The organism is Arthrobacter sp. PAMC25564 (assembly GCF_004798705.1).
GTDB lineage: Bacteria > Actinomycetota > Actinomycetes > Actinomycetales > Micrococcaceae > Arthrobacter.
In genome coordinates this window covers 2,258,102-2,276,096 of sequence record NZ_CP039290.1, presented here as the reverse complement: position 1 = coordinate 2,276,096, position 17,995 = coordinate 2,258,102, and the positions used below count along the sequence as shown (strand labels likewise).

At 66.4% G+C, this 17,995-nt stretch carries 14 protein-coding genes; 3 read left to right on the top strand and 11 right to left on the bottom strand.

Annotated features, from left to right (window positions below; all coding sequences use genetic code 11):
* The first annotated feature begins 140 nt into the window (after positions 1 to 140).
* Positions 141 to 812 (top strand): vitamin K epoxide reductase family protein, encoded by a 672-nt coding sequence (locus tag E5206_RS10585; RefSeq protein ID WP_136322446.1) that lies wholly within the window; start codon positions 141 to 143, stop codon positions 810 to 812.
* A 94-nt stretch (positions 813 to 906) separates the two neighbouring features.
* Here the strand turns inward: E5206_RS10585 and ndk are convergent, their stop codons facing one another.
* Genes ndk through ileS form a run of 4 tightly spaced genes read right to left on the bottom strand, consistent with a single transcriptional unit; the run spans position 907 to position 6,537 of the window.
* Positions 907 to 1,320: a nucleoside-diphosphate kinase gene (gene ndk / locus E5206_RS10580; protein WP_136322445.1), complete on the bottom strand. Its 414-nt coding sequence runs from the start codon at positions 1,318 to 1,320 to the stop codon at positions 907 to 909.
* A 39-nt stretch (positions 1,321 to 1,359) separates the two neighbouring features.
* Positions 1,360 to 1,803 (bottom strand): DUF4233 domain-containing protein, encoded by a 444-nt coding sequence (locus E5206_RS10575; RefSeq protein ID WP_136322444.1) that lies wholly within the window; start codon positions 1,801 to 1,803, stop codon positions 1,360 to 1,362.
* Positions 1,804 to 1,806: 3 nt separating this feature from the next.
* Positions 1,807 to 3,165 carry a folylpolyglutamate synthase/dihydrofolate synthase family protein gene (locus E5206_RS10570; RefSeq protein WP_136322443.1) on the bottom strand — a complete coding sequence of 453 codons (1,359 nt, stop codon included), beginning with the start codon at positions 3,163 to 3,165 and terminating at the stop codon, positions 1,807 to 1,809.
* Positions 3,166 to 3,168: 3 nt separating this feature from the next.
* Positions 3,169 to 6,537, bottom strand: a complete 3,369-nt coding sequence (gene ileS / locus E5206_RS10565; RefSeq protein ID WP_136322442.1) for an isoleucine--tRNA ligase — start codon at positions 6,535 to 6,537, stop codon at positions 3,169 to 3,171.
* 429 nt (positions 6,538 to 6,966) lie between these two features.
* On the opposite strand from ileS, the gene E5206_RS10560 reads away from it, so the two are divergent.
* Positions 6,967 to 8,028 carry an endonuclease/exonuclease/phosphatase family protein gene (locus tag E5206_RS10560; protein WP_168709315.1) on the top strand — a complete coding sequence of 354 codons (1,062 nt, stop codon included), beginning with the start codon at positions 6,967 to 6,969 and terminating at the stop codon, positions 8,026 to 8,028.
* Positions 8,029 to 8,062: 34 nt separating this feature from the next.
* On the opposite strand, the gene E5206_RS10555 is transcribed toward E5206_RS10560, so the two are convergent.
* Both E5206_RS10555 and E5206_RS10550 read right to left on the bottom strand, forming a co-directional pair.
* On the bottom strand, positions 8,063 to 8,821 hold the full coding sequence (locus tag E5206_RS10555; protein ID WP_136322440.1) for an SDR family oxidoreductase: 759 nt from the start codon (positions 8,819 to 8,821) through the stop codon (positions 8,063 to 8,065).
* Between the two features lie 66 nt (positions 8,822 to 8,887).
* Positions 8,888 to 9,247 (bottom strand): DUF488 family protein, encoded by a 360-nt coding sequence (locus tag E5206_RS10550; RefSeq protein WP_136322439.1) that lies wholly within the window; start codon positions 9,245 to 9,247, stop codon positions 8,888 to 8,890.
* Between the two features lie 74 nt (positions 9,248 to 9,321).
* On the opposite strand from E5206_RS10550, the gene valS reads away from it, so the two are divergent.
* On the top strand, positions 9,322 to 11,997 hold the full coding sequence (gene valS / locus E5206_RS10545) for a valine--tRNA ligase (RefSeq protein ID WP_136322438.1): 2,676 nt from the start codon (positions 9,322 to 9,324) through the stop codon (positions 11,995 to 11,997).
* A gap of 66 nt (positions 11,998 to 12,063) precedes the next feature.
* Here valS and E5206_RS10540 read toward each other — a convergent pair whose 3' ends face one another.
* The 5 genes from E5206_RS10540 to E5206_RS10520 all read right to left on the bottom strand — a co-directional run bounded on the left by E5206_RS10540 (position 12,064) and on the right by E5206_RS10520 (position 17,828).
* Positions 12,064 to 13,896 (bottom strand): glycoside hydrolase family 15 protein, encoded by a 1,833-nt coding sequence (locus E5206_RS10540; protein WP_136322437.1) that lies wholly within the window; start codon positions 13,894 to 13,896, stop codon positions 12,064 to 12,066.
* A gap of 432 nt (positions 13,897 to 14,328) precedes the next feature.
* Entirely contained in the window at positions 14,329 to 14,946 is a 618-nt protein-coding gene (locus tag E5206_RS10535; protein WP_136322436.1) for a DsbA family protein, read from the bottom strand.
* Positions 14,947 to 15,013: 67 nt separating this feature from the next.
* Positions 15,014 to 16,297: an ATP-dependent Clp protease ATP-binding subunit ClpX gene (gene clpX / locus E5206_RS10530; protein WP_136322435.1), complete on the bottom strand. Its 1,284-nt coding sequence runs from the start codon at positions 16,295 to 16,297 to the stop codon at positions 15,014 to 15,016.
* A gap of 197 nt (positions 16,298 to 16,494) precedes the next feature.
* Complete coding sequence (locus E5206_RS10525; protein WP_136322434.1) at positions 16,495 to 17,154, bottom strand: ATP-dependent Clp protease proteolytic subunit; 660 nt, start codon at positions 17,152 to 17,154, stop codon at positions 16,495 to 16,497.
* A gap of 38 nt (positions 17,155 to 17,192) precedes the next feature.
* Complete coding sequence (locus E5206_RS10520) at positions 17,193 to 17,828, bottom strand: ATP-dependent Clp protease proteolytic subunit (RefSeq protein WP_136324073.1); 636 nt, start codon at positions 17,826 to 17,828, stop codon at positions 17,193 to 17,195.
* Between the last annotated feature and the right edge of the window lie 167 nt (positions 17,829 to 17,995).

The window sequence follows — 17,995 nt, the reverse complement described above, 5'->3', positions numbered from 1 at the left end:
TGTAAGCAGGGGGTGTCAGCGCAGAATCAGCGCTCCGCAGGAGCGCCATCGTGCCGGGTCAGGGGCACGTCACCGGGTTTGCCCGGCCTGCGGCGATACAATCGGTACCAGAAGCACCCGACGCAAAGGACTGTCATTCCATGCCCAGCATCTCCAGCGCCACCGGCGACGCGACCGCGCAACACAGTGGCTCCGGCCCGGCAACGGCGGAGCGGCCGCTTCCGCCAATGACCCGTGACCGGCCGTTCGCGTGGCTCCTGCTGATCACCGGCGTCGTCGGGTGGCTGGCCTCCGGAACCCTGGTGCTGGAGAAACTTGAGGTCCTCAAGGATCCGAAGCACGTCACCGTCTGCGACGTGAACCCGTGGATTTCGTGCGGCCAGGTCATGCAGACCTGGCAGAGCTCGGTCTTCGGCTTCCCGAATATGTTCATCGGGATTGTCGCTTTCGCCGTGATCATCACCACCGCCATGGGCATCCTCGCCGGCGCCCGGTTCGCCCGCTGGTACTGGCTCGGCTTGCAGGCCGGTGTGACCCTGGGCTTCGCCTTCGTGGTGTGGCTCTGGTCCCAGGCCCTGTACTCCATCCACATCCTGTGCCCGTTCTGCATGATCGTCTGGGCCGCCATGATTCCGCTGTTTGTCTGGGTGACGGTGCGCAATGTGTCCCACGGCGTGATCCCGCTTCCGGCCGGCCCCACCCGGATCCTGGGCGATTCCGGCTGGGTCCTCGCGGCGCTGCTCTACGTCGCCGTGATCGCCACGATCTTCTTCGCCTTTGTCCAGGTCTTCGTCGGCACCTCCGGCTACTGACATCCCGACCGCCGCGAGGTTTCAGCTAAGGCCAATGAACGCGTGCGTTCATTGGCCTTAGCTGTCACCTCGGTGGGGCGGTACCCGGTAGCTCCTAGAACCAGATGCCGATCTCGCGTTCGGCCGATTCCACCGAGTCCGAGCCGTGGACCAGGTTCTGCTGGACCTTCAGGCCCCAGTCGCGGCCAAAGTCGCCGCGGATCGTGCCCGGCGCCGCCGTCGTCGGGTCCGTGGTGCCGGCGAGCGAGCGGAAGCCCTCGATGACCCGGTGTCCCTCGTAGACGGCGCCGACGACGGGTCCGCTGAGCATGAATTCGACGAGCGGCTCGTAGAACGGCTTGCCGACGTGCTCCTCGTAGTGCTGTTCGAGCAGTTCACGGCTCGCGGTGACCATCTTGAGGTCGGCAAGGGTGTATCCCTTGGCTTCGATCCGGCCCAGGATGGCGCCGGTCAGGTTACGGGCGACGCCGTCGGGCTTGATCAGGACTAGGGTGCGCTCAACGCTCACAGCTGCTCCAATGTGTCGGGGTGGGGTTCGGAAATAAGTCTAGTTGCTCTGGCCTTCGGGGTGGGCGGCGTCCCAGGCGGCCTGCACGCGTTCCCGCTGGCCTGCCTCGCGGTCAATCCGGATGCCGGTCCTGATCCCGTACCACCAGGACACGGCAAACAGGAATCCCACCACAAACATCGTGGGCTCGACGATTCCGGAGAGGACCAGCACGAACTGCAGGATCCAGCCCAGGCCGATGCCCCAGGGCTTGGAGACGACCGCGCAGGTGAAGACGAGCACCAGGAACAGGGCGATCCCCACCGCGAAGATCAGGACCGGGGGAAATTCGCCACGCCGCAGTCCGAAGACCGCCAGCGTGCCGAAGAGCGCCACGAAGGCCTCCAGCAGCAGGACTGTGGAGGCGAACATGACCTTGGTGGAGCGGCGCTTCTTGGGCATACCCGGGCGCCATTCGCGCTGGGCTTTGGTGAGTCGTGCCATCGCTCAGGCATCTGCCTTTCCGAGCAGGATCCGGGCTTCTGCCACGAGGGTGATGGATCCCGTGACGAGCACGCCGCCGGCGAGTTCTTCATTGGCTTCGGCACGTTCCACGGCCCATTCCAGGGCGTCGTCGAGCTTCTCGGCGACGTGGATGTTGTCCTCGCCGAAGCCCAGGTCCAGCGCGAGTTCGGCGAGGTCCTCGGCCGGTACTGCCCGGGGGGAGTTGGACTGGGTGAAGCAGTATTCCCCGGCGAGGTCGCCCAGGGATTCCTTGAGCTGGCGGAGGATCTCTTCGGCGTCCTTCTCACGCAGGACGCCGACGACGACCACGAGTTTGGTGAAACTGAAAGCCTCGTGGATGGCCTCAGCCGAAACCCGGATGCCTTCCGGGTTATGGGCCGCGTCCACGATGATGGTGGGCGCGGTGCGGACCACCTCGAGTCGTCCGGGGGACGAGACGGAGGCAAAGGCCTCCTGCAGGATGTCGGCGTCGAGCGCCTTCTCGCCGCCGAAAAAAGCCTCCAGGGCGGCCACCGCGACGGCGGCGTTCTGCGCCTGGTGTGCCCCGTGCAGGGGCACCAGGAGTCCCTCGTACCGGCCCGCAATGCCCTTGATGTCCACCATCTGGCCGCCGACGGCGACAGTCCGGGATTCGACGCCGAACTCCACACCCTCGAAGCGGAACGGCACGTGCGTTTCCTTGGCCTTCTCCAGCAGCACCTGCGCCGCGTCCACCGGCTGCGCGGCGCTGATCAGGAAACCGCCGGGCTTGATGATGCCGGCCTTTTCGTAGGCGATGTCCGCGGTGGTGTCGCCCAGCAGGTCCGTGTGGTCCAGGGAGATGGGTGTGACCACGGCGACCTGGCCGTCGCCGACGTTGGTGGCATCGGTGATGCCGCCCAGTCCCACCTCGATGACGGCGACGTTGACGGGCTGGTCCGCGAAGATGGCAAAGCCGAGGATGGTCAGGCACTCGAAGTAGGTCAGCCGGGGCTGGCCCTCGGCCTCAAGTTCACCGTCCACGATCTGCAGGTAGGGCCGGATCTCGTCCCAGATCCGCACGAACGTCGCGTCCGAAACCGGGGCGCCGTCGATGCTGATCCGTTCCGTGACCTTGGACAGGTGCGGGCTGGTGTAACGCCCGGTGCTGAGTCCGTGCGCGCGCAGCCCGGCCTCGATCATGCGGGCCGTGGAGGTCTTGCCGTTGGTGCCGGTGATGTGGATGATCGGGTAGGCCTTCTGCGGCTCCCCCAGGATGTCCATCGCCCGGCGCAACGGCGCCAGCCGCGGCTCCATCTTGTTTTCCGGCGCACGGCCCAGCAGCTCGGCGTAGACGCTTTCTACGGAGAATTCGTCGGTCATTGCTCAGGCCTCTACTTTTTCGACGGTGACTTTTTCGACCGTGATCTGCGGTTCCTTGACGTCGGCCGGAACGGTGTCCAGCTCCAGGGTCAGGGTTTCGGCCGTGACGAGCCCGGCGTGGGCCAGCAGCGCGTCGATGGTGTCCTGCGCCGCGGTGACGGTGGTGTGGATCCGGTCGCTGACGTTGAGCCCGGCGTCCTTGCGGGCCTGCTGGATGGCACGGACCAGGTCCCGGGCCAGGCCTTCGGCTTCGAGTTCGGGTGTGACCTCGGTATTGAGCACCACGAACCCGCCGCCCGGCAACACGGCAGCGGCCCTTGCGCCGGCCCCTTCCGCGGCTTCCGCCACGACGGTCTCCAGGGTGTATTCCTGCGGCTCGAGTTCGAGTCCGCCGGCGGTCACCACGCCGGTGTCATCCACTGACCAGTCGCCGGACTTGGAGCCCTTGATGGCCTGCTGGACATTCTTGCCCAGGCGCGGACCGGCCGCCCGGGCGTTGACCACAAGCTTCTGTTCGATGCCGAACTCCTCCGGGGAGGCGCTCCCGGCGTCGAGCATGCGGACCGAACGCAGGTTCAGTTCATCGGCGACGACGCCGGCGAACCCCGCCAGCGCATCCGCGCCGGGTGCCACCACGGTGAGTTCCTGCAGCGGCAGCCGCACGCGGAGGTTGGCAGCCTTGCGCAGCGAGGATCCGGTGGAGCAGATCTGCTGGATCCGGTCCATCGCCTCGACGAGTCCGGCGTTGGCCGGGAACTGTTCCGCGTCCGGCCAGTCGGCCAGGTGCACGGAGCGCGCGCCGGTGAGGCCGCGCCAGATCTCCTCGGAAACGAGCGGCAGCAGCGACGCAGCCACGCGGCAGACCGTTTCCAGCGCCGTGTACAGGGCATCGAAGGCGTCCACGTTCTCGTCAAAGAAGCGCTGCCGGCTGCGGCGCACGTACCAGTTGGTGAGCATGTCGAGGTAGCCGCGCAGTTCGTCGCAGGCCCCGGAGATGTCGTAGCTGTCCAACTGGGCGGTCAGGTTGCGGACCAGGTCGCCGGTGTTGGCCATCAGGTACTGGTCCAGGGTGTCGGCGTAGCCGTCGTAGCGGAGTTTCGCGTCGTAGCCTGAACCGCCAAAAGCGGCATTGGTGTAGAGCGTGAAGAAGCTGTACACGTTCCAGAGCGGCAGGATGACCTGGCGGACGCCGTCGCGGATTCCCTGTTCGGTGACCACCAGGTTGCCGCCGCGCAGGATCGGGCTGGACATCAGGAACCATCGCATCGCGTCGGAGCCGTCGCGGTCCAGGACCTCGGAGACGTCCGGGTAGTTCCGCAGGCTCTTGGACATCTTCTGCCCGTCCGAGCCCAACACGATGCCGTGGCTGATGACGTTCCGGAAGGCCGGGCGGTCGAACAGCGCCGTGGACAGGATGTGCAGCATGTAGAACCAGCCGCGGGTCTGCCCGATGTACTCGACGATGAAGTCCGCCGGGTTGTGCGTGTCGAACCAGGCCTCGTTCTCGAACGGGTAGTGGACCTGGCCGTAGGGCATGGAGCCGGAGTCGAACCAGACGTCCAGCACGTCCTCGACACGGCGCATGACGGACTGGCCCTGTTCCGGGGTGCGGGGGTCGTCCGGGTTGGGGCGGGTCAGTTCGTCGATGAAGGGCCGGTGCAGGTCAACCTGGCCTTCCTTGTTCAGCGGCAGGCGGCCGAAGTCGGCTTCCAGTTCGGCGAGGGAGCCATAGACATCCGTGCGCGGGTAGTCCGGGTCGGTGGACTGCCACACCGGGATGGGGCTGCCCCAGTAGCGGTTGCGGCTGATGGACCAGTCGCGGGCGTTGGCCAGCCACTTGCCGAACTGGCCGTCTTTGACGTTGCCGGGAATCCAGTTGATCTCCTGGTTCAGCTCAAGCATGCGGTCCTTGAACTTGGTGACCTCCACATACCAGGAAGACACCGCGCGGTAGATCAGCGGGTTGCGGCAGCGCCAGCAGTGCGGGTAGCTGTGTTCGTAGCTGGCCTGGCGGACCAGGCGGCCCTGCGAGCGCAGCACCTGGGTGATCGGCTTGTTGGCGTCAAAGACCTGCAGCCCGGCGATTTCGGCGAGCGGGCCGTGGCCGAACATCGGCAGGAACTTCGCTCCTTCGTCCACCGAGAGCACAACGGGGATGCCGGCTTCTTCACAGACCTTCTGGTCATCCTCACCATAGGCGGGGGCCTGGTGGACGATGCCGGTGCCGTCGGTGGTTGTGACGTAGTCGGCCACGAGGAAGCGCCAGGCGTTGTCGGTGCCGAACTTCTCGGCGTCGTTGAGGTAGTCCCAGAGCGGCTCATACCTGAGCCCCTCGAGTTCGGCGCCGGTGTGCCGTGACGTCACGGCGGCCCCGGCAGCGGCGGCACCCTCGGCGCCGTCGCCGTAGCCGAGGTCCTTGGCATAGCTGCCCAGCAGCTCGGCGGCGAGCAGGAAGCTGCCCGTGACAGGCGCGTCGGCGGAGGCGGCCTTGATGCCGAGCGGGCCGGCGGGCAGGACCACATACTCGATGGAAGGCCCGACGGCGAGAGCCAGGTTGGTGGGCAGGGTCCAGGGCGTGGTGGTCCAGGCGAGCGCCTGGACGCCGGCGAGCTGCCGGGACAGCGCGGACTCCCCCGCCGTGATGGGGAAGGTGACCGTGACGGTCTGGTCCTGGCGGTTCTTGTAGACGTCGTCGTCCATGCGCAGCTCATGGTTGGACAGCGGCGTCTCGTCCTTCCAGCAGTAGGGCAGCACACGGTAGCCGTTGTAGGTCAGGCCCTTTTCATGCAGCTGCTTGAAAGCCCACAGCACGGATTCCATGTATTCGACGTTGAGCGTCTTGTAGTCGTTCTTGAAGTCCACCCAGCGGGCCTGGCGGGTGACGTATTCCTGCCACTCGCCGGCGTACTTCATCACGGAGGAGCGGCAGGCGTCATTGAACTTGTCGATGCCCATGGCCTCGATCTGCTTCTTATCCGTCATGCCGAGCTGCTTCATGGCTTCCAGTTCGGCGGGCAGCCCATGGGTGTCCCAGCCGAAGCGGCGCTCCACCCGGCGGCCGCGCTGGGTCTGGTAACGGCCCACGAGGTCCTTGGCGTAGCCGGTCAGCAGGTGGCCGTAGTGCGGCAGCCCGTTAGCGAAGGGAGGCCCGTCGTAGAAAACGAATTCGTTGCTGCCTGGTTTCCCGCCGGGCAGCTCGGCGGCGCGCTGGTCGATGCTCGCCTGGAAGGTGCCGTCCTCGTCCCAGTATTTGAGGATGCGCTCTTCGATCTCGGGGAACTTCACGGAGGCCGGCACGCCGGAGGTGGTGGAAGCGGAGGTGGTGGCGCCCGCGCCGGTGGGAGCGGCGGAGGCCTTCGGGTAATAAGTCATCTCGACATCCTGGGTTGAGCTGGTGAACAAAGGGATTCATTCAGGATGCGAGGACGGCCCGTGCGCTGCTGTCCAAGCATCTTGGACACAGCAACCCGGCACCGCGGTACCACCTCACTTACCGGCACCGGTCCCGCTCCCTTATCCTGCAAGGAAGAGAATCGGCGTCGGCCGCTCATTACTGCTGTGACGGGCTTACCCGTCCGGTTCTACTGGCCCTGGTCCCTGTGGGGCGCCGCTCAGTGCGAGCGGCAGGGCGTTCTTCCGGAAGCTCACCGGTGATAGCCGGGTCAAAGCTGCTGCCACAAGTCTAACGGGTGTGCTGCGGGACTCCACAACCTGGGCTCCGGCGCGGGGCTGCTGCCGGGCATCGTGGATTTCTGGTCCGCCCCCATGGCCAGCAGGGGTGCTGCCACCAATAATGGACCCATGCAAGCCACCGTGCCGGAAGGCCGCAGGGCAGTGCCATCCCGGCACGCCGGCGTCTGGCGTGCGGTTCTTCTCAGCCTGCTGGCCGTTCTGCTGGCCCTGCCCGGCGCGGTGCTGACGGCCGTCCGAATCGGCCCCTGGGAACTGGGAACACCCTGGGTCCAGTTGCTGTCGGGCTATCCCCTGACGGTGCCCCTGACCCTCGCCTCCGTGCTCGCGGCTGTCCTGGTCGGGAGGCGCCGCCGCGTCCGGCTCGTGGTCTCGGCAGGCATGGTCCTGGTGCTGGCCGTCCAGCTTGCGATGCTGGCGCCCCGGCTGGTCCCGATGCTTGCGGAACGCGGTGCAGCGGACCTGGCTGCCTCCGTGATGGAAGGCCCCGGCAGGTTATTGACGGTGATGTCGCTGAACGTCGGCAGCTCGGATCTGGATGCGGCTGCGCTCCTGGACGCCGTGCGGGCGAACCACGTCGACATTCTCGCGCTTCCGGAACTTGGCCCGGTAACGCTGGAACGTCTTGAAAACGCGGGCATCTCCGGACTCCTGCCATACCGCGTCACCGACGTCGATTCGGCAAACGTCGGGAACGGGATTTTCTCGGCCTTCCCGCTGACTACGCCCGGCCGGGTCCCCGGCAGCCAGTTCTTCCAAAGCAGGGCCGTTGCAACGGTGCCCGGCATCCCGTCGGGGATTCATCTGACCTCGGTCCATGTGAACTCTCCCCGCCCCGGGCACGTTCCCCGCTGGCAGAACGACCTCAACGAACTCGCGGCGCTGCAGAACGGGGCGCAGGCGAATAGTCCGACGGTATTGCTCGGCGACTTCAACTCAAGCCTCGACCACCGGGGGCTGCGGAACCTCGTGTCCACCGGGCTCAGCGACGCCGCGTCCGCCACCGGCCGGGGCCTGTGGCCGACGTGGCCGGCGAATTCACCGGCTCCCCCGTTCGTGCAGATCGACCACGTCCTGGTCAGCAGGGAGCTTACGGTGGTGAGCTTCACGACCGTCCCGGTCCCGGGGTCGGACCATTTGGCCGTGCTGTCGGAACTCTCGTACCGCGGCTGACGGCGGCTGTCCGGGTATGGCCCCGGCCCTGCTGCTAGCCCTTGCGGATCAGCTTGTAGTTGGCGGCCTGCGCTACCGGGCGGATCACGATCTGGTCCAGGTTGACGTGGTGCGGTGCCGCGACGGCGTAGCGGACCACCTCGGCGACGTCGGCGCCCGTCAGGGGCTTCTCGACGCCCTGGTAGACCTTCGCCGCGGCTTCCTCGCTGCCGAGGCGGTTCAGCGCGAACTCCTCGGTCTGCACCAGGCCGGGGGCCACCTCGATCACGCGGACGTTGTGCTCGGCCTCCTCCAGGCGCAGGGCCCCGGTCAGGGCGTGCTGGGCGAACTTCGCCGCGTTGTAGCCGCCGCCGCCCTCGTAGGCGGACAGTCCCGCGGTCGAGGTCAGGTTCAGGACGGTGCCCTCGCCGCAGGCGCGCAGCATCGGCAGGAACGCACGGGTGAGCTTCATGGTGCCCAGGACGTTGACCTGGAACATCCATTCCCAGTCCTCGGTCCTGGCCCCGGCAATCCTGTCGGCCCCGCGGGCCCCGCCGGCGATGTTGATCAGGGTGTCGATGCCGCCGGCGCGGGTGACCTCGTCCACGAGCCGGGCGACGTCGGCGTCGTCCGTGACATCGGCGGGGACGGCGACGGCGCCGGTTTCGGCGCCGAGCGCCTCGAGCCGGTCGGCGCGGCGGGCCACGGCGAAGACCTTCCAGCCTTCGGTCCGCAGCGCCCGCACGGTGGCCTCGCCGATTCCGGTGCTGGCGCCGGTGACAACTGCTGCTTTGCTCTGGATTCCCTCAGTCATGGCTCCACCCTAACCGCAAAGGCAGCGATCCTCCCGCGGCGTGCCCGCAGCATGAAGCCGGATGAATCAGCGCGCCAGGAACTCCATCAGGACGCGGGCATGGTTGGTCTCCGGGTCCCTGGCGCCGAACAGCAGCGTGACCTTGCTATGCCGGGCCGCGAGGTCCAGGAGCGTCTCCACGGCGGGGTTGCTCTCCAGCTCCGCTTCATAGGCGGCCCGGAAATCGGCGAAGCGCTCCTGCATGTGCGCGAATTCCTTCCGCAGCGGCGGTGATGGCGCCACCTCCTTGAGCCACAGCTCAAGCTGTGCACGTTCCTTGCTGACCCCGCGCGGCCAGAGCCGGTCGACCAGGACCCGGCAGCCGTCGTCGTCGGCGGGATCGTCATAAACGCGCTTGATCACGAAATTTCCGGCAGGTTTGTCCATCTGCGTATGCTACTCCTGGACCCGCTGCCGGGCGCCGTGCGGTGGGATGAAGGCGGCCGTGAAAGAATTGCCCCATGGCTGAAGACACTCAGGGTACAGACACGCCCACCACCGCCCCCATCAACGTTCCGGACAAGCCCGCCCTGGAGGGGCTCGAAGCCGCTCTCACCCGGCGCTGGCTTGACGACGGGACCTACAAGTTCAACCCGGACACCACCAGGGAACAGGTCTACTCGATCGACACGCCCCCGCCCACCGCGTCGGGGTCCCTGCACGTCGGCCACATGTTCTCCTACACCCAGACCGATGCCCTGGCCCGCTACCAGCGTATGCGGGGCAAGAACGTCTTCTACCCGATGGGCTGGGATGACAACGGCCTGCCCACCGAGCGCCGGGTGCAGAACTACTACGGCGTGCGCTGCGATCCCGCCGTCCCCTACGACGCCGGCTACCGGCCGCCCGCCGAGCCCGCCAAGAACCAGCGCGACTTCGACGTCGTCTCGCGCCGGAACTTCATCGAACTGTGCGAGGAACTCGCCGTCGAGGACGAAAAGGTCTTCGAAAACCTCTTCCAGACCCTGGGCCTCTCGGTCGACTGGGACCTCACCTACCGGACCATCGACGACCATTCCCGGGCCGTGTCCCAGCGCGCCTTCCTGGCGAACCTTGCCGCCGGCGACGCATACATGGCCGAGGCCCCCACCCTGTGGGACGTCACGTTCCGCACCGCCGTGGCGCAGGCCGAGCTGGAGGACCGCGAGGTCGCCGGCGCCTACTACCGCTACCCGTTCTTCACCGCCGAGGGCGAGAAGATCTACATCGAGACCACCCGCCCGGAACTGCTGGCCGCCTGTGCGGCACTGGTGGCGAATCCCGACGACGAACGGTACCGGCCGCTGTTCGGCAAGAAGGTCACCTCTCCCCTGTTCGGCGTCGAGGTCGAGGTCAGGGCCCACCCGCTCGCGAAGGCTGACAAGGGCTCCGGCGTCGCCATGGTCTGCACCTTCGGCGACCTCACCGACGTCACCTGGTGGCGCGAACTCCAGCTGCCGACCCGCGCGATCGTGGGCCGGGACGGCCGCATCATCGGCGAGACCCCGGACTGGATCACCAGCGAGGAAGGCCGTTCCTGCTTCGCGGCGATCGCCGGCAAGACCGTCTTCAGCGCCAAGGAAGCCGTCGTGGAACTGCTGTCCGCGGCCGGACTGCTCGACGGTGAGCCCAAGAAGATCATGCACCCCGTGAACTTCTTCGAAAAGGGCGACAAGCCCCTCGAGGTCGTGACGTCCCGCCAGTGGTACATCCGCAACGGCGGCCGTGACGCGGACCGCAGGGAACGGCTGATCGCCCGCGGGCACGAGATCGACTTCCACCCCGCCTTCATGCGCTCGCGCTACGAGAACTGGATTTCCGGACTGAACGGCGACTGGCTCGTCTCCCGCCAGCGCTTCTTCGGCGTGCCCGTGCCGGTCTGGTACCCGCTGGACGCCGACGGAAACCCGGAGTACGGCGCACCGATCGTCCCGTCCGACGCTCAGCTGCCCGTGGATCCCGCCGCGGACGCGGCCCCCGGCTACGAGGAAGCCCAGCGCGACGTGCCCGGTGGCTTCACCGGCGACGCCGATGTCCTGGACACCTGGGCGACGTCCTCGCTGACGCCGCAGATCGTAGGCGGCTGGAGCAGCAACGAGGATCTGTTCGCCAAGGTCTACCCCTTCGACCTGCGGCCGCAGGGCCACGACATCATCCGGACCTGGCTGTTCTCCTCCGCCGTGCGCGCCGATGCCCTGCAGGACACGGCGCCCTGGAAGCACGCGGCCATCTCCGGCTGGATCCTTGACCCGGACCGCAAGAAGATGTCCAAGTCCAAGGGCAATGTGGTGGTCCCCACCGACGTCCTCAACGAGTACGGCTCCGACGCGGTCCGTTACTGGGCCACCTCGGCCCGGCTCGGGGCGGACACCGCCTATGAGATTGCGCAGATGAAGATCGGCCGCCGACTGGCGATCAAGCTGCTCAACGCCTCCAAGTTCGTGCTGAACCTGGGCGCCACCGAGGACTCGGTGGTTGCCGGGGACGTTTCAGCGCTGACCAACCCCGGGGTTGATCGACCCAACGCGGAAAAAGCACCCGCGTCGGGGCCCTTGATCAACCCCTTGGACCGTGCCGTACTGGCGCAGCTCTCCGAGGTGGTCCGGCAGGCCACCACGGCGTTCGAGAACTACGATTACGCCCGGGCCCTGCAGATCACCGAGAGCTTCTTCTGGCACTTCACCGACGACTACGTGGAGCTCATCAAAGACCGCGCCTACGGTGCCGCCGGCGAGGCCCAGCAGGCCTCCGTGCTGGCCGCGCTGGCGACGAGCCTGGACACGCTGTTGCGGCTCTTCGCCCCGTTCCTGCCCTTCGCCACGGAGGAGGTCTGGGGCTGGTGGCGCACGGGGTCCGTGCACCGCGCCGCCTGGCCGTCCGCGGTGGAGATCGACGGCGACACCACCCTGCTGGCCACCGTGGGAACCGCGCTGAGCGGCATCCGCAAGGCCAAGTCCGAGGCCAAGGTCAAGCAGCGCACCGAGGTCCGGTCCGCGACCATCACGGCCTCGGCATCCCTCACCACGCAGTTGGACGCCGGCCTCGCCGACCTCAAGGCCGCGGCCAACGCCCGCGAACTGACCCTCGTGGCCGGTGAAGGCGAGCTGACCGTGAGCGACGTCGTCCTGGCACCCGCCGAGGAGCCTGCCCAGGCGTAGCCCCAGGCTGACGCAGGAGGGTTCCGCCCGGGTATTCCCGGGCGGAACCCTCCTTTTTGCCCCGGCTCACTGCCATTCACCCCTTCGGGACTTCCGCTCCGCGGTGTCGATCGCCCAGGCGGCGTTGACGAGCCCGATATGGCTGAATGCCTGGGGGAAATTGCCCAACAGCTCGCCGCTGTCCCGGGCGACCTGTTCTGCCATCAGGCCCAGGTCCGTGGCGAACCCGGCGGCCCGTTCGAAGACAATGCGCGCCCGGTGCGTGTTGCCGGCCAGGGCAAGGGCCTGGGCCAGCCAAAAGGTGCACAGCAGGAACGTTCCTTCCTCCCCGGGGAACCCGTCTTCGCCCAGATAGCGGTATACGAGCCCCCGGCTGTCGGTGAGCCGGTCTTCGATAGCCTCAATCGTGGCCAGCATGCCGGGGTCATCCGCCGGAAGGAAGCCCACGATGGCGAGCATCAGCGCCGAGGCATCGAGCTCCTCGGAGCCGTACGCCTGGGTGTAGGCGTTCGCGGCCGCGCTCCAGCCGTTCGTGCGGATGGAATCCGCGATCCGGGCCCGCACCCTTGTCCAGTACGGAACCCTGCCGGCCGCGTGCAGGACGTCGGCGAGCCTGATAGCCCGGTCCACGGCAACCCAGCACATGAGCTTTGAATGCAGGTAGTGGCGGGGAGGTCCCCGGACCTCCCAGATCCCCTGGTCCGGAGACTGCCAGCGCGCGGCGGCCGCGTCGGCCGCAGCCGCGAGGAACCGCCGGGTTTCCGGTTCCATGTCGGCGAGGAACTGCGGCAGCGTGGCGGCGGCGTCGAGAAGCTCACCGTAGACGTCGAGCTGGCGCTGGTTCCACGCGCCGTTGCCGACCCGGACCGGGGAACTGCCGCCCCAGCCCGGCAGGCGGGGCAGTTCCCGTTCGGAGAGGTCCCACTCTCCGCCAACGCCATACATGATCTGCAGGTCAGCCCCGCCGGCAAGTTGGCTGCCGGCTGCCGAAGCCATGAACCGGAAGAACTTTCCGGCCTCGTCCGGGCAGGCAGCCACCCACAGCGCCTGCAGGGTCATGCTCGCGTCCCGGATCCAGGTGTAGCGGTAGTCCCAGTTGCGCGTGCCTCCGGCGACCTCCGGCAGGGACGTCGTCGGGGCCGCCACGATCGCGCCGGTCGGATAGTAGCTCAGGGCCTGCAGGATCCGCCCGCTGGCGGCGACGAGGTCTTCCCACGGGCCATGATAGTTCTGGTGCATCCCGGACCAGCTGATCCAGCCCTGCAGCGTGTCGGCAAGCCGGCGCGTGATCTCCGGCTGGGTCCAGAAGATCGGCCCGTCCTGCCAGCTGTGCCGGTGGTGGAGCGCGAAGCCCAGGACTTCCCCGGCCCCCAGGGTCAGCGTGGCATGCGCGCCGTCCCCGCTGAACTCGAACGGGACCGTAGTGGAGAACGCCATGACATCCGCTCCCCCGCGGGCAAGAAGGCCGCCGTCGGCGTTGTACAGCAGCGGGGTGACCAGCCCGTACTCGGGGCGCGGCGCGAACATCACGTCCACGTCGACGGTGCCTTCGGTGCAGGCGAGCTGCCGGAGCAGCGCACCGGGTGCCTGTGCGCCGAGATCGTGGCCCCGCTGACCGTCGCCGAGCATGAGCGCATCGGTCACGGTAAGGCTGCCGGCCGGGGTGTTGTAGACGGTCTGGAGCACCATCGTCGCGCCGAGGTAGCGCCGGCTTGAGGAGTATTCGCCGGCGGGCAGGATCGACCAGAAGCCCGCGTCCTGCCCCAGCAGCCGTCCGAAAACCGAGGGGCTGTCGAAGCGTGGAAAACAGAGCCAGTCCACGGAGCCGGCGGTGCTGACCAGCGCGGCTGAGCGGCAGTCGGAGAGGAGGGCGTAGTCCGCAATGGGTTCGCTGCTCATGGCTCCACCCTGACGGAATAGTGCTCCGTGGGCCAGCCCTTCGTGGCCGGAATGTGTTCTGGCCGGAATGTTCGTGGGCCGGTTGTTTTCGGACAAAGGGGAAGCCCCATCAGCGTATTGCCGTTGGTGGGGCTTCGACTTTTCGATTGTCACGTGACGTCTTAGACAATCTGGCGGGATCCTTAGATTTCCAGGTCTTCCTACCTCGTCACTGGTAGCCATCATCTGACTTTGCCGAAGGCTGCGTCGGATGAGTGTCACTGAATCTTTGGTTCCTGCGTCCCGCTTCTCTCGAAGTGGGTAAGTTCTATTGTTCTCCTCGCCGTACGGATGCACAAGAGCCCCGAATGAACTACATCAGAGTAATTCTCCGGGGCTCTTCGTGCGCCTGGCATGCGCCCGGCGCGTACCGGCCCAGCGGCTCGTGGAAGCTCAGTTGAAGGAGGGGCTTTCGGTACGGCTGCGCTTGATTTCGAAGAAGTACGGGAAGGAGGCCAGGGTCACCGAGGCATCCCACAGGCGCCCGGCTTCCTCGCCGCGCGGGATGCGGGTAAGCACGGGGCCGAAGAAGGCGGCGCCGTTAAAGGCAACGACGGGGGTTCCGACGTCCTGGCCGACGAGCGAGATGCCGGCTTCGTGGCTGGTGCGCAGCTGGGCGTCGAAGTCGCCGCCCTGGCCTGCTGCCGCGAGTTCCGCCGGCAGTCCGACCTCGGCGAGGGACTTGGAGATGACCTCGTCGATGTCGCCGTTGCCCTCGTTGTGGATCTTGGTGCCCATAGCGTCGTAGAGGGCCTTGATGTACTCGCTCCCGTGCTGTTCGGCCGCAGCGGTGATGACCCGCACCGGGGCCCACGCCTTGAGCATAAACTCCTTGTACTGCGCGGGCAGTTCGTCGCGTCCCTCGTTCAGCACGGCAAGGCTCATGACGTGCCACTCGGTCGTGATATCGCGGACGCCTTCGACTTCGCCGATCCAGCGTGAGGTGACCCAGGCGAAGGGGCACATCGGGTCAAACCAGAAGTCGGCCTTGTTGGGAATGGTTTCAGTCATGGATGAATCCTCTGCAGCTCGAAAAATGACGTCAGCGGACGCCTGGAAATGAAGCAGGTGGTAAGGCTCAGGCCGACTTGCGGCGCTTGACGGAATCGTGCGCGATCAGGGTGGGCGCGGCCTTCTTGGCCACGACGGCCTCCGTGATCACGACGGTGGCGATGTCGTCGCGGCTGGGCAGGTCGAACATCACCGGAAGCAGGACTTCCTCCATGATGGCCCGGAGTCCGCGGGCCCCGGTGCCGCGCTCGAGTGCCTGGTCGGCAATCGTGTTCAGCGCCCCTTCATCGAAGAGGAGTTCGACGCCGTCGAGCTGGAACATCTTCTGGTACTGCTTAACGAGGGCGTTCTTGGGCGTGGACAGGATCTGGATCAGCGCCGAACGGTCCAGGTTGGAGACCGTCGTGATCACCGGGAGCCGGCCGATGAACTCGGGAATGAGCCCGAACTTGAGCAGGTCCTCCGGCATGACTTCGCCGTAGGAGTCAGTGGTGTTCTTGACCTCGTTGAGCGGTGCGCCGAAGCCGATGCCCTTGCGGCCGGAGCGTGAACCGATGATGTCCTCGAGTCCGGCAAAGGCGCCCGCGACGATGAACAGCACATTGGTGGTGTCGATCTGGATGAATTCCTGGTGCGGGTGCTTGCGTCCGCCCTGCGGCGGGACCGAGGCGACGGTGCCTTCGAGGATCTTCAGCAGCGCCTGCTGCACGCCTTCGCCGGAGACGTCCCGGGTGATCGAGGGGTTCTCGCTCTTGCGCGAGATCTTGTCAATCTCATCGATGTAGATGATGCCTTGTTCGGCCTTCTTGACATCGTAGTCGGCGGCCTGGATGAGCTTCAGGAGGATGTTCTCGACATCCTCACCCACGTAGCCGGCCTCCGTCAGGGCGGTCGCGTCGGCCACGGCGAAGGGGACGTTGAGGCGCCGGGCCAGGGTCTGCGCGAGATACGTCTTGCCGCAGCCGGTGGGGCCGATCAGGAGGATGTTGGACTTGGCGATCTCGACGTCGTCGTGGTGGACACCGTCGGCGAGGTTGCCGCTCTTGGGCGCGTGGCCGGCCTGGATGCGCTTGTAGTGGTTGTAGACGGCGACGGCCAGCGAACGCTTGGCGGGCTCCTGGCCGATCACGTATTCCTGCAGGAAATCGAAAATCTCCCGGGGCTTGGGCAGTTCGAAGCTGCCCAGGTCGGCTACTTCGGCAAGTTCTTCTTCAATGATCTCGTTGCAGAGTTCAATGCACTCATCGCAGATGTAGACGCCGGGCCCGGCAATAAGCTTCCGGACCTGCTTCTGGCTCTTTCCGCAGAAAGAGCACTTCAGCAGATCCGTGCTCTCGCCAATCCGAGCCATGTGTGAACCCCTTTGTATCTTGCTGGTGCCTGTATCGAACAGGTAAACAACCTTGCACCATTACTGGAATCACGGACGATCCAACGCGGCGCCGGCCGTGACATGTTCCACTCTAGGTCACTTTCTCCCCGTTGGGTGGAAAGCGGACGCCGGTGCGGCAATTTGGGATGAGCCGCACCGGCGTCGTGGACTGCTTGTTACTGCGTCAGGGCCTGGGGCTTGATCTTACGGGAATCAAGGACCTGGTCGATCAGGCCGTACTGCATGGCCTCGGCCGCGGTCAGGATCTTGTCGCGCTCGATGTCGTTGTTGACCTGCTCCGGCGTGCGGCCGGAGTGCTTGGCCAGGGTGTCTTCCAGCCAGGCCCGCATCCGCATGACCTCGGCCGCCTGGATCTCCAGGTCCGAGGCCTGGCCGCCCTGCCCGCCGGACAGTGCGGGCTGGTGGATCAGGACGCGGGCGTTGGGCAGCGCGAGGCGCTTGCCCGGTGTGCCGGCCGCGAGGATCACGGCGGCAGCGCTGGCTGCCTGGCCCAGGCACACGGTCTGGATCTCCGGCCGGATGTAGGTCATCGTGTCGTAGATCGCGGTCATGGCCGTGAACGAGCCGCCGGGTGAGTTGATGTAGAGCGTGATGTCGCGGTCCGGGTCGGTGGACTCGAGCACCAGCAGCTGGGCCATCACGTCATCGGCCGAGGCGTCATCGATCTGGACACCCAGGAAGATGATGCGGTCCTCGAACAGCTTCGTGTACGGGTCCTGGCGCTTGAAGCCGTACGGGGTACGCTCCTCGAACTGCGGCAGCACGTAGCGGCTGCTCGGCAGGTTACCGGCAGTCGATCCGAAATTGTAGTTCATGTTCATTACTCCTGAATTCATTTCTGTCTACGTGCCGGTCAGTTCTCGGTGGCAGTGCTGGCGGCTGCGCCGCCATTGCCGTTGGCGTTCGTTCCGCCGCCGCCGGCCACGGATCCGGCATGCGCCGCGATCTTGTCGAAGAAGCCGTACTCAAGGGCTTCCTTGGCGGTGAACCACTTGTCGCGGTCGTTGTCCTTGAGGATGGTCTCCACCTTCTGCCCGGTCTGGTCGGCGGTCAGTTCAGCCATGACCTTCTTCATGTGCAGGATCAGCTCGGCCTGGATCTTGATGTCCGAGGCCGTGCCGCCGATGCCGCCCGAGGGCTGGTGCATGAGGATACGGGCGTTGGGGGTGGCGTAGCGCTTGCCCTTCGTGCCGGAGGAGAGCAGGAACTGGCCCATGGAGGCGGCGAGGCCGGTGGCGACGGTGACGACGTCGTTCGGGATGAACTGCATGGTGTCGTAGATCGCCATGCCGGCGGTGACGGAGCCTCCGGGCGAGTTGATGTAGAGGTAGATGTCCTTTTCAGGGTTCTCTGCCGAAAGCAGCAGCAGCTGGGAGCAAATCGCGTTGGCGTTCTCGTCGCGGACCTCGGAGCCGAGCCAGATGATGCGCTCTTTCAGCAGGCGATTGTAAATGTAGTTATCCTGGGCTGCCGGATCGACGGTAGCCATCCGGGGTGCCCCTGCTTGCTGTGACATATGTACTTACCTCTCACTGGCGACGGTGACGCCACTTGACGGCATCACTGAACTTTCCTACTTGGACACTAACGGTTTTCCCAGCCGCTTTGTGCTCAGGCGCGGGGCTGTTCGCTGACGGCGCACGATTGCCGGGGCAG

Excerpts from the sequence above, each read along its gene's own strand:
- E5206_RS10585 (WP_136322446.1), top strand. The coding sequence starts at position 141 with ATGCCCAGCATCTCCAGCGCCACCGGCGACGCGACCGCGCAACACAGT.
- E5206_RS10575 (WP_136322444.1), bottom strand. The coding sequence starts at position 1,803 with ATGGCACGACTCACCAAAGCCCAGCGCGAATGGCGCCCGGGTATGCCC.
- E5206_RS10570 (WP_136322443.1), bottom strand. The coding sequence starts at position 3,165 with ATGACCGACGAATTCTCCGTAGAAAGCGTCTACGCCGAGCTGCTGGGC.
- ileS (WP_136322442.1), bottom strand. The coding sequence starts at position 6,537 with ATGACTTATTACCCGAAGGCCTCCGCCGCTCCCACCGGCGCGGGCGCC.
- E5206_RS10560 (WP_168709315.1), top strand. The coding sequence starts at position 6,967 with ATGCAAGCCACCGTGCCGGAAGGCCGCAGGGCAGTGCCATCCCGGCAC.
- E5206_RS10555 (WP_136322440.1), bottom strand. The coding sequence starts at position 8,821 with ATGACTGAGGGAATCCAGAGCAAAGCAGCAGTTGTCACCGGCGCCAGC.
- E5206_RS10550 (WP_136322439.1), bottom strand. The coding sequence starts at position 9,247 with ATGGACAAACCTGCCGGAAATTTCGTGATCAAGCGCGTTTATGACGAT.
- valS (WP_136322438.1), top strand. The coding sequence starts at position 9,322 with ATGGCTGAAGACACTCAGGGTACAGACACGCCCACCACCGCCCCCATC.
- E5206_RS10540 (WP_136322437.1), bottom strand. The coding sequence starts at position 13,896 with ATGAGCAGCGAACCCATTGCGGACTACGCCCTCCTCTCCGACTGCCGC.
- E5206_RS10535 (WP_136322436.1), bottom strand. The coding sequence starts at position 14,946 with ATGACTGAAACCATTCCCAACAAGGCCGACTTCTGGTTTGACCCGATG.
- clpX (WP_136322435.1), bottom strand. The coding sequence starts at position 16,297 with ATGGCTCGGATTGGCGAGAGCACGGATCTGCTGAAGTGCTCTTTCTGC.
- E5206_RS10525 (WP_136322434.1), bottom strand. The coding sequence starts at position 17,154 with ATGAACTACAATTTCGGATCGACTGCCGGTAACCTGCCGAGCAGCCGC.
- E5206_RS10520 (WP_136324073.1), bottom strand. The coding sequence starts at position 17,828 with ATGGCTACCGTCGATCCGGCAGCCCAGGATAACTACATTTACAATCGC.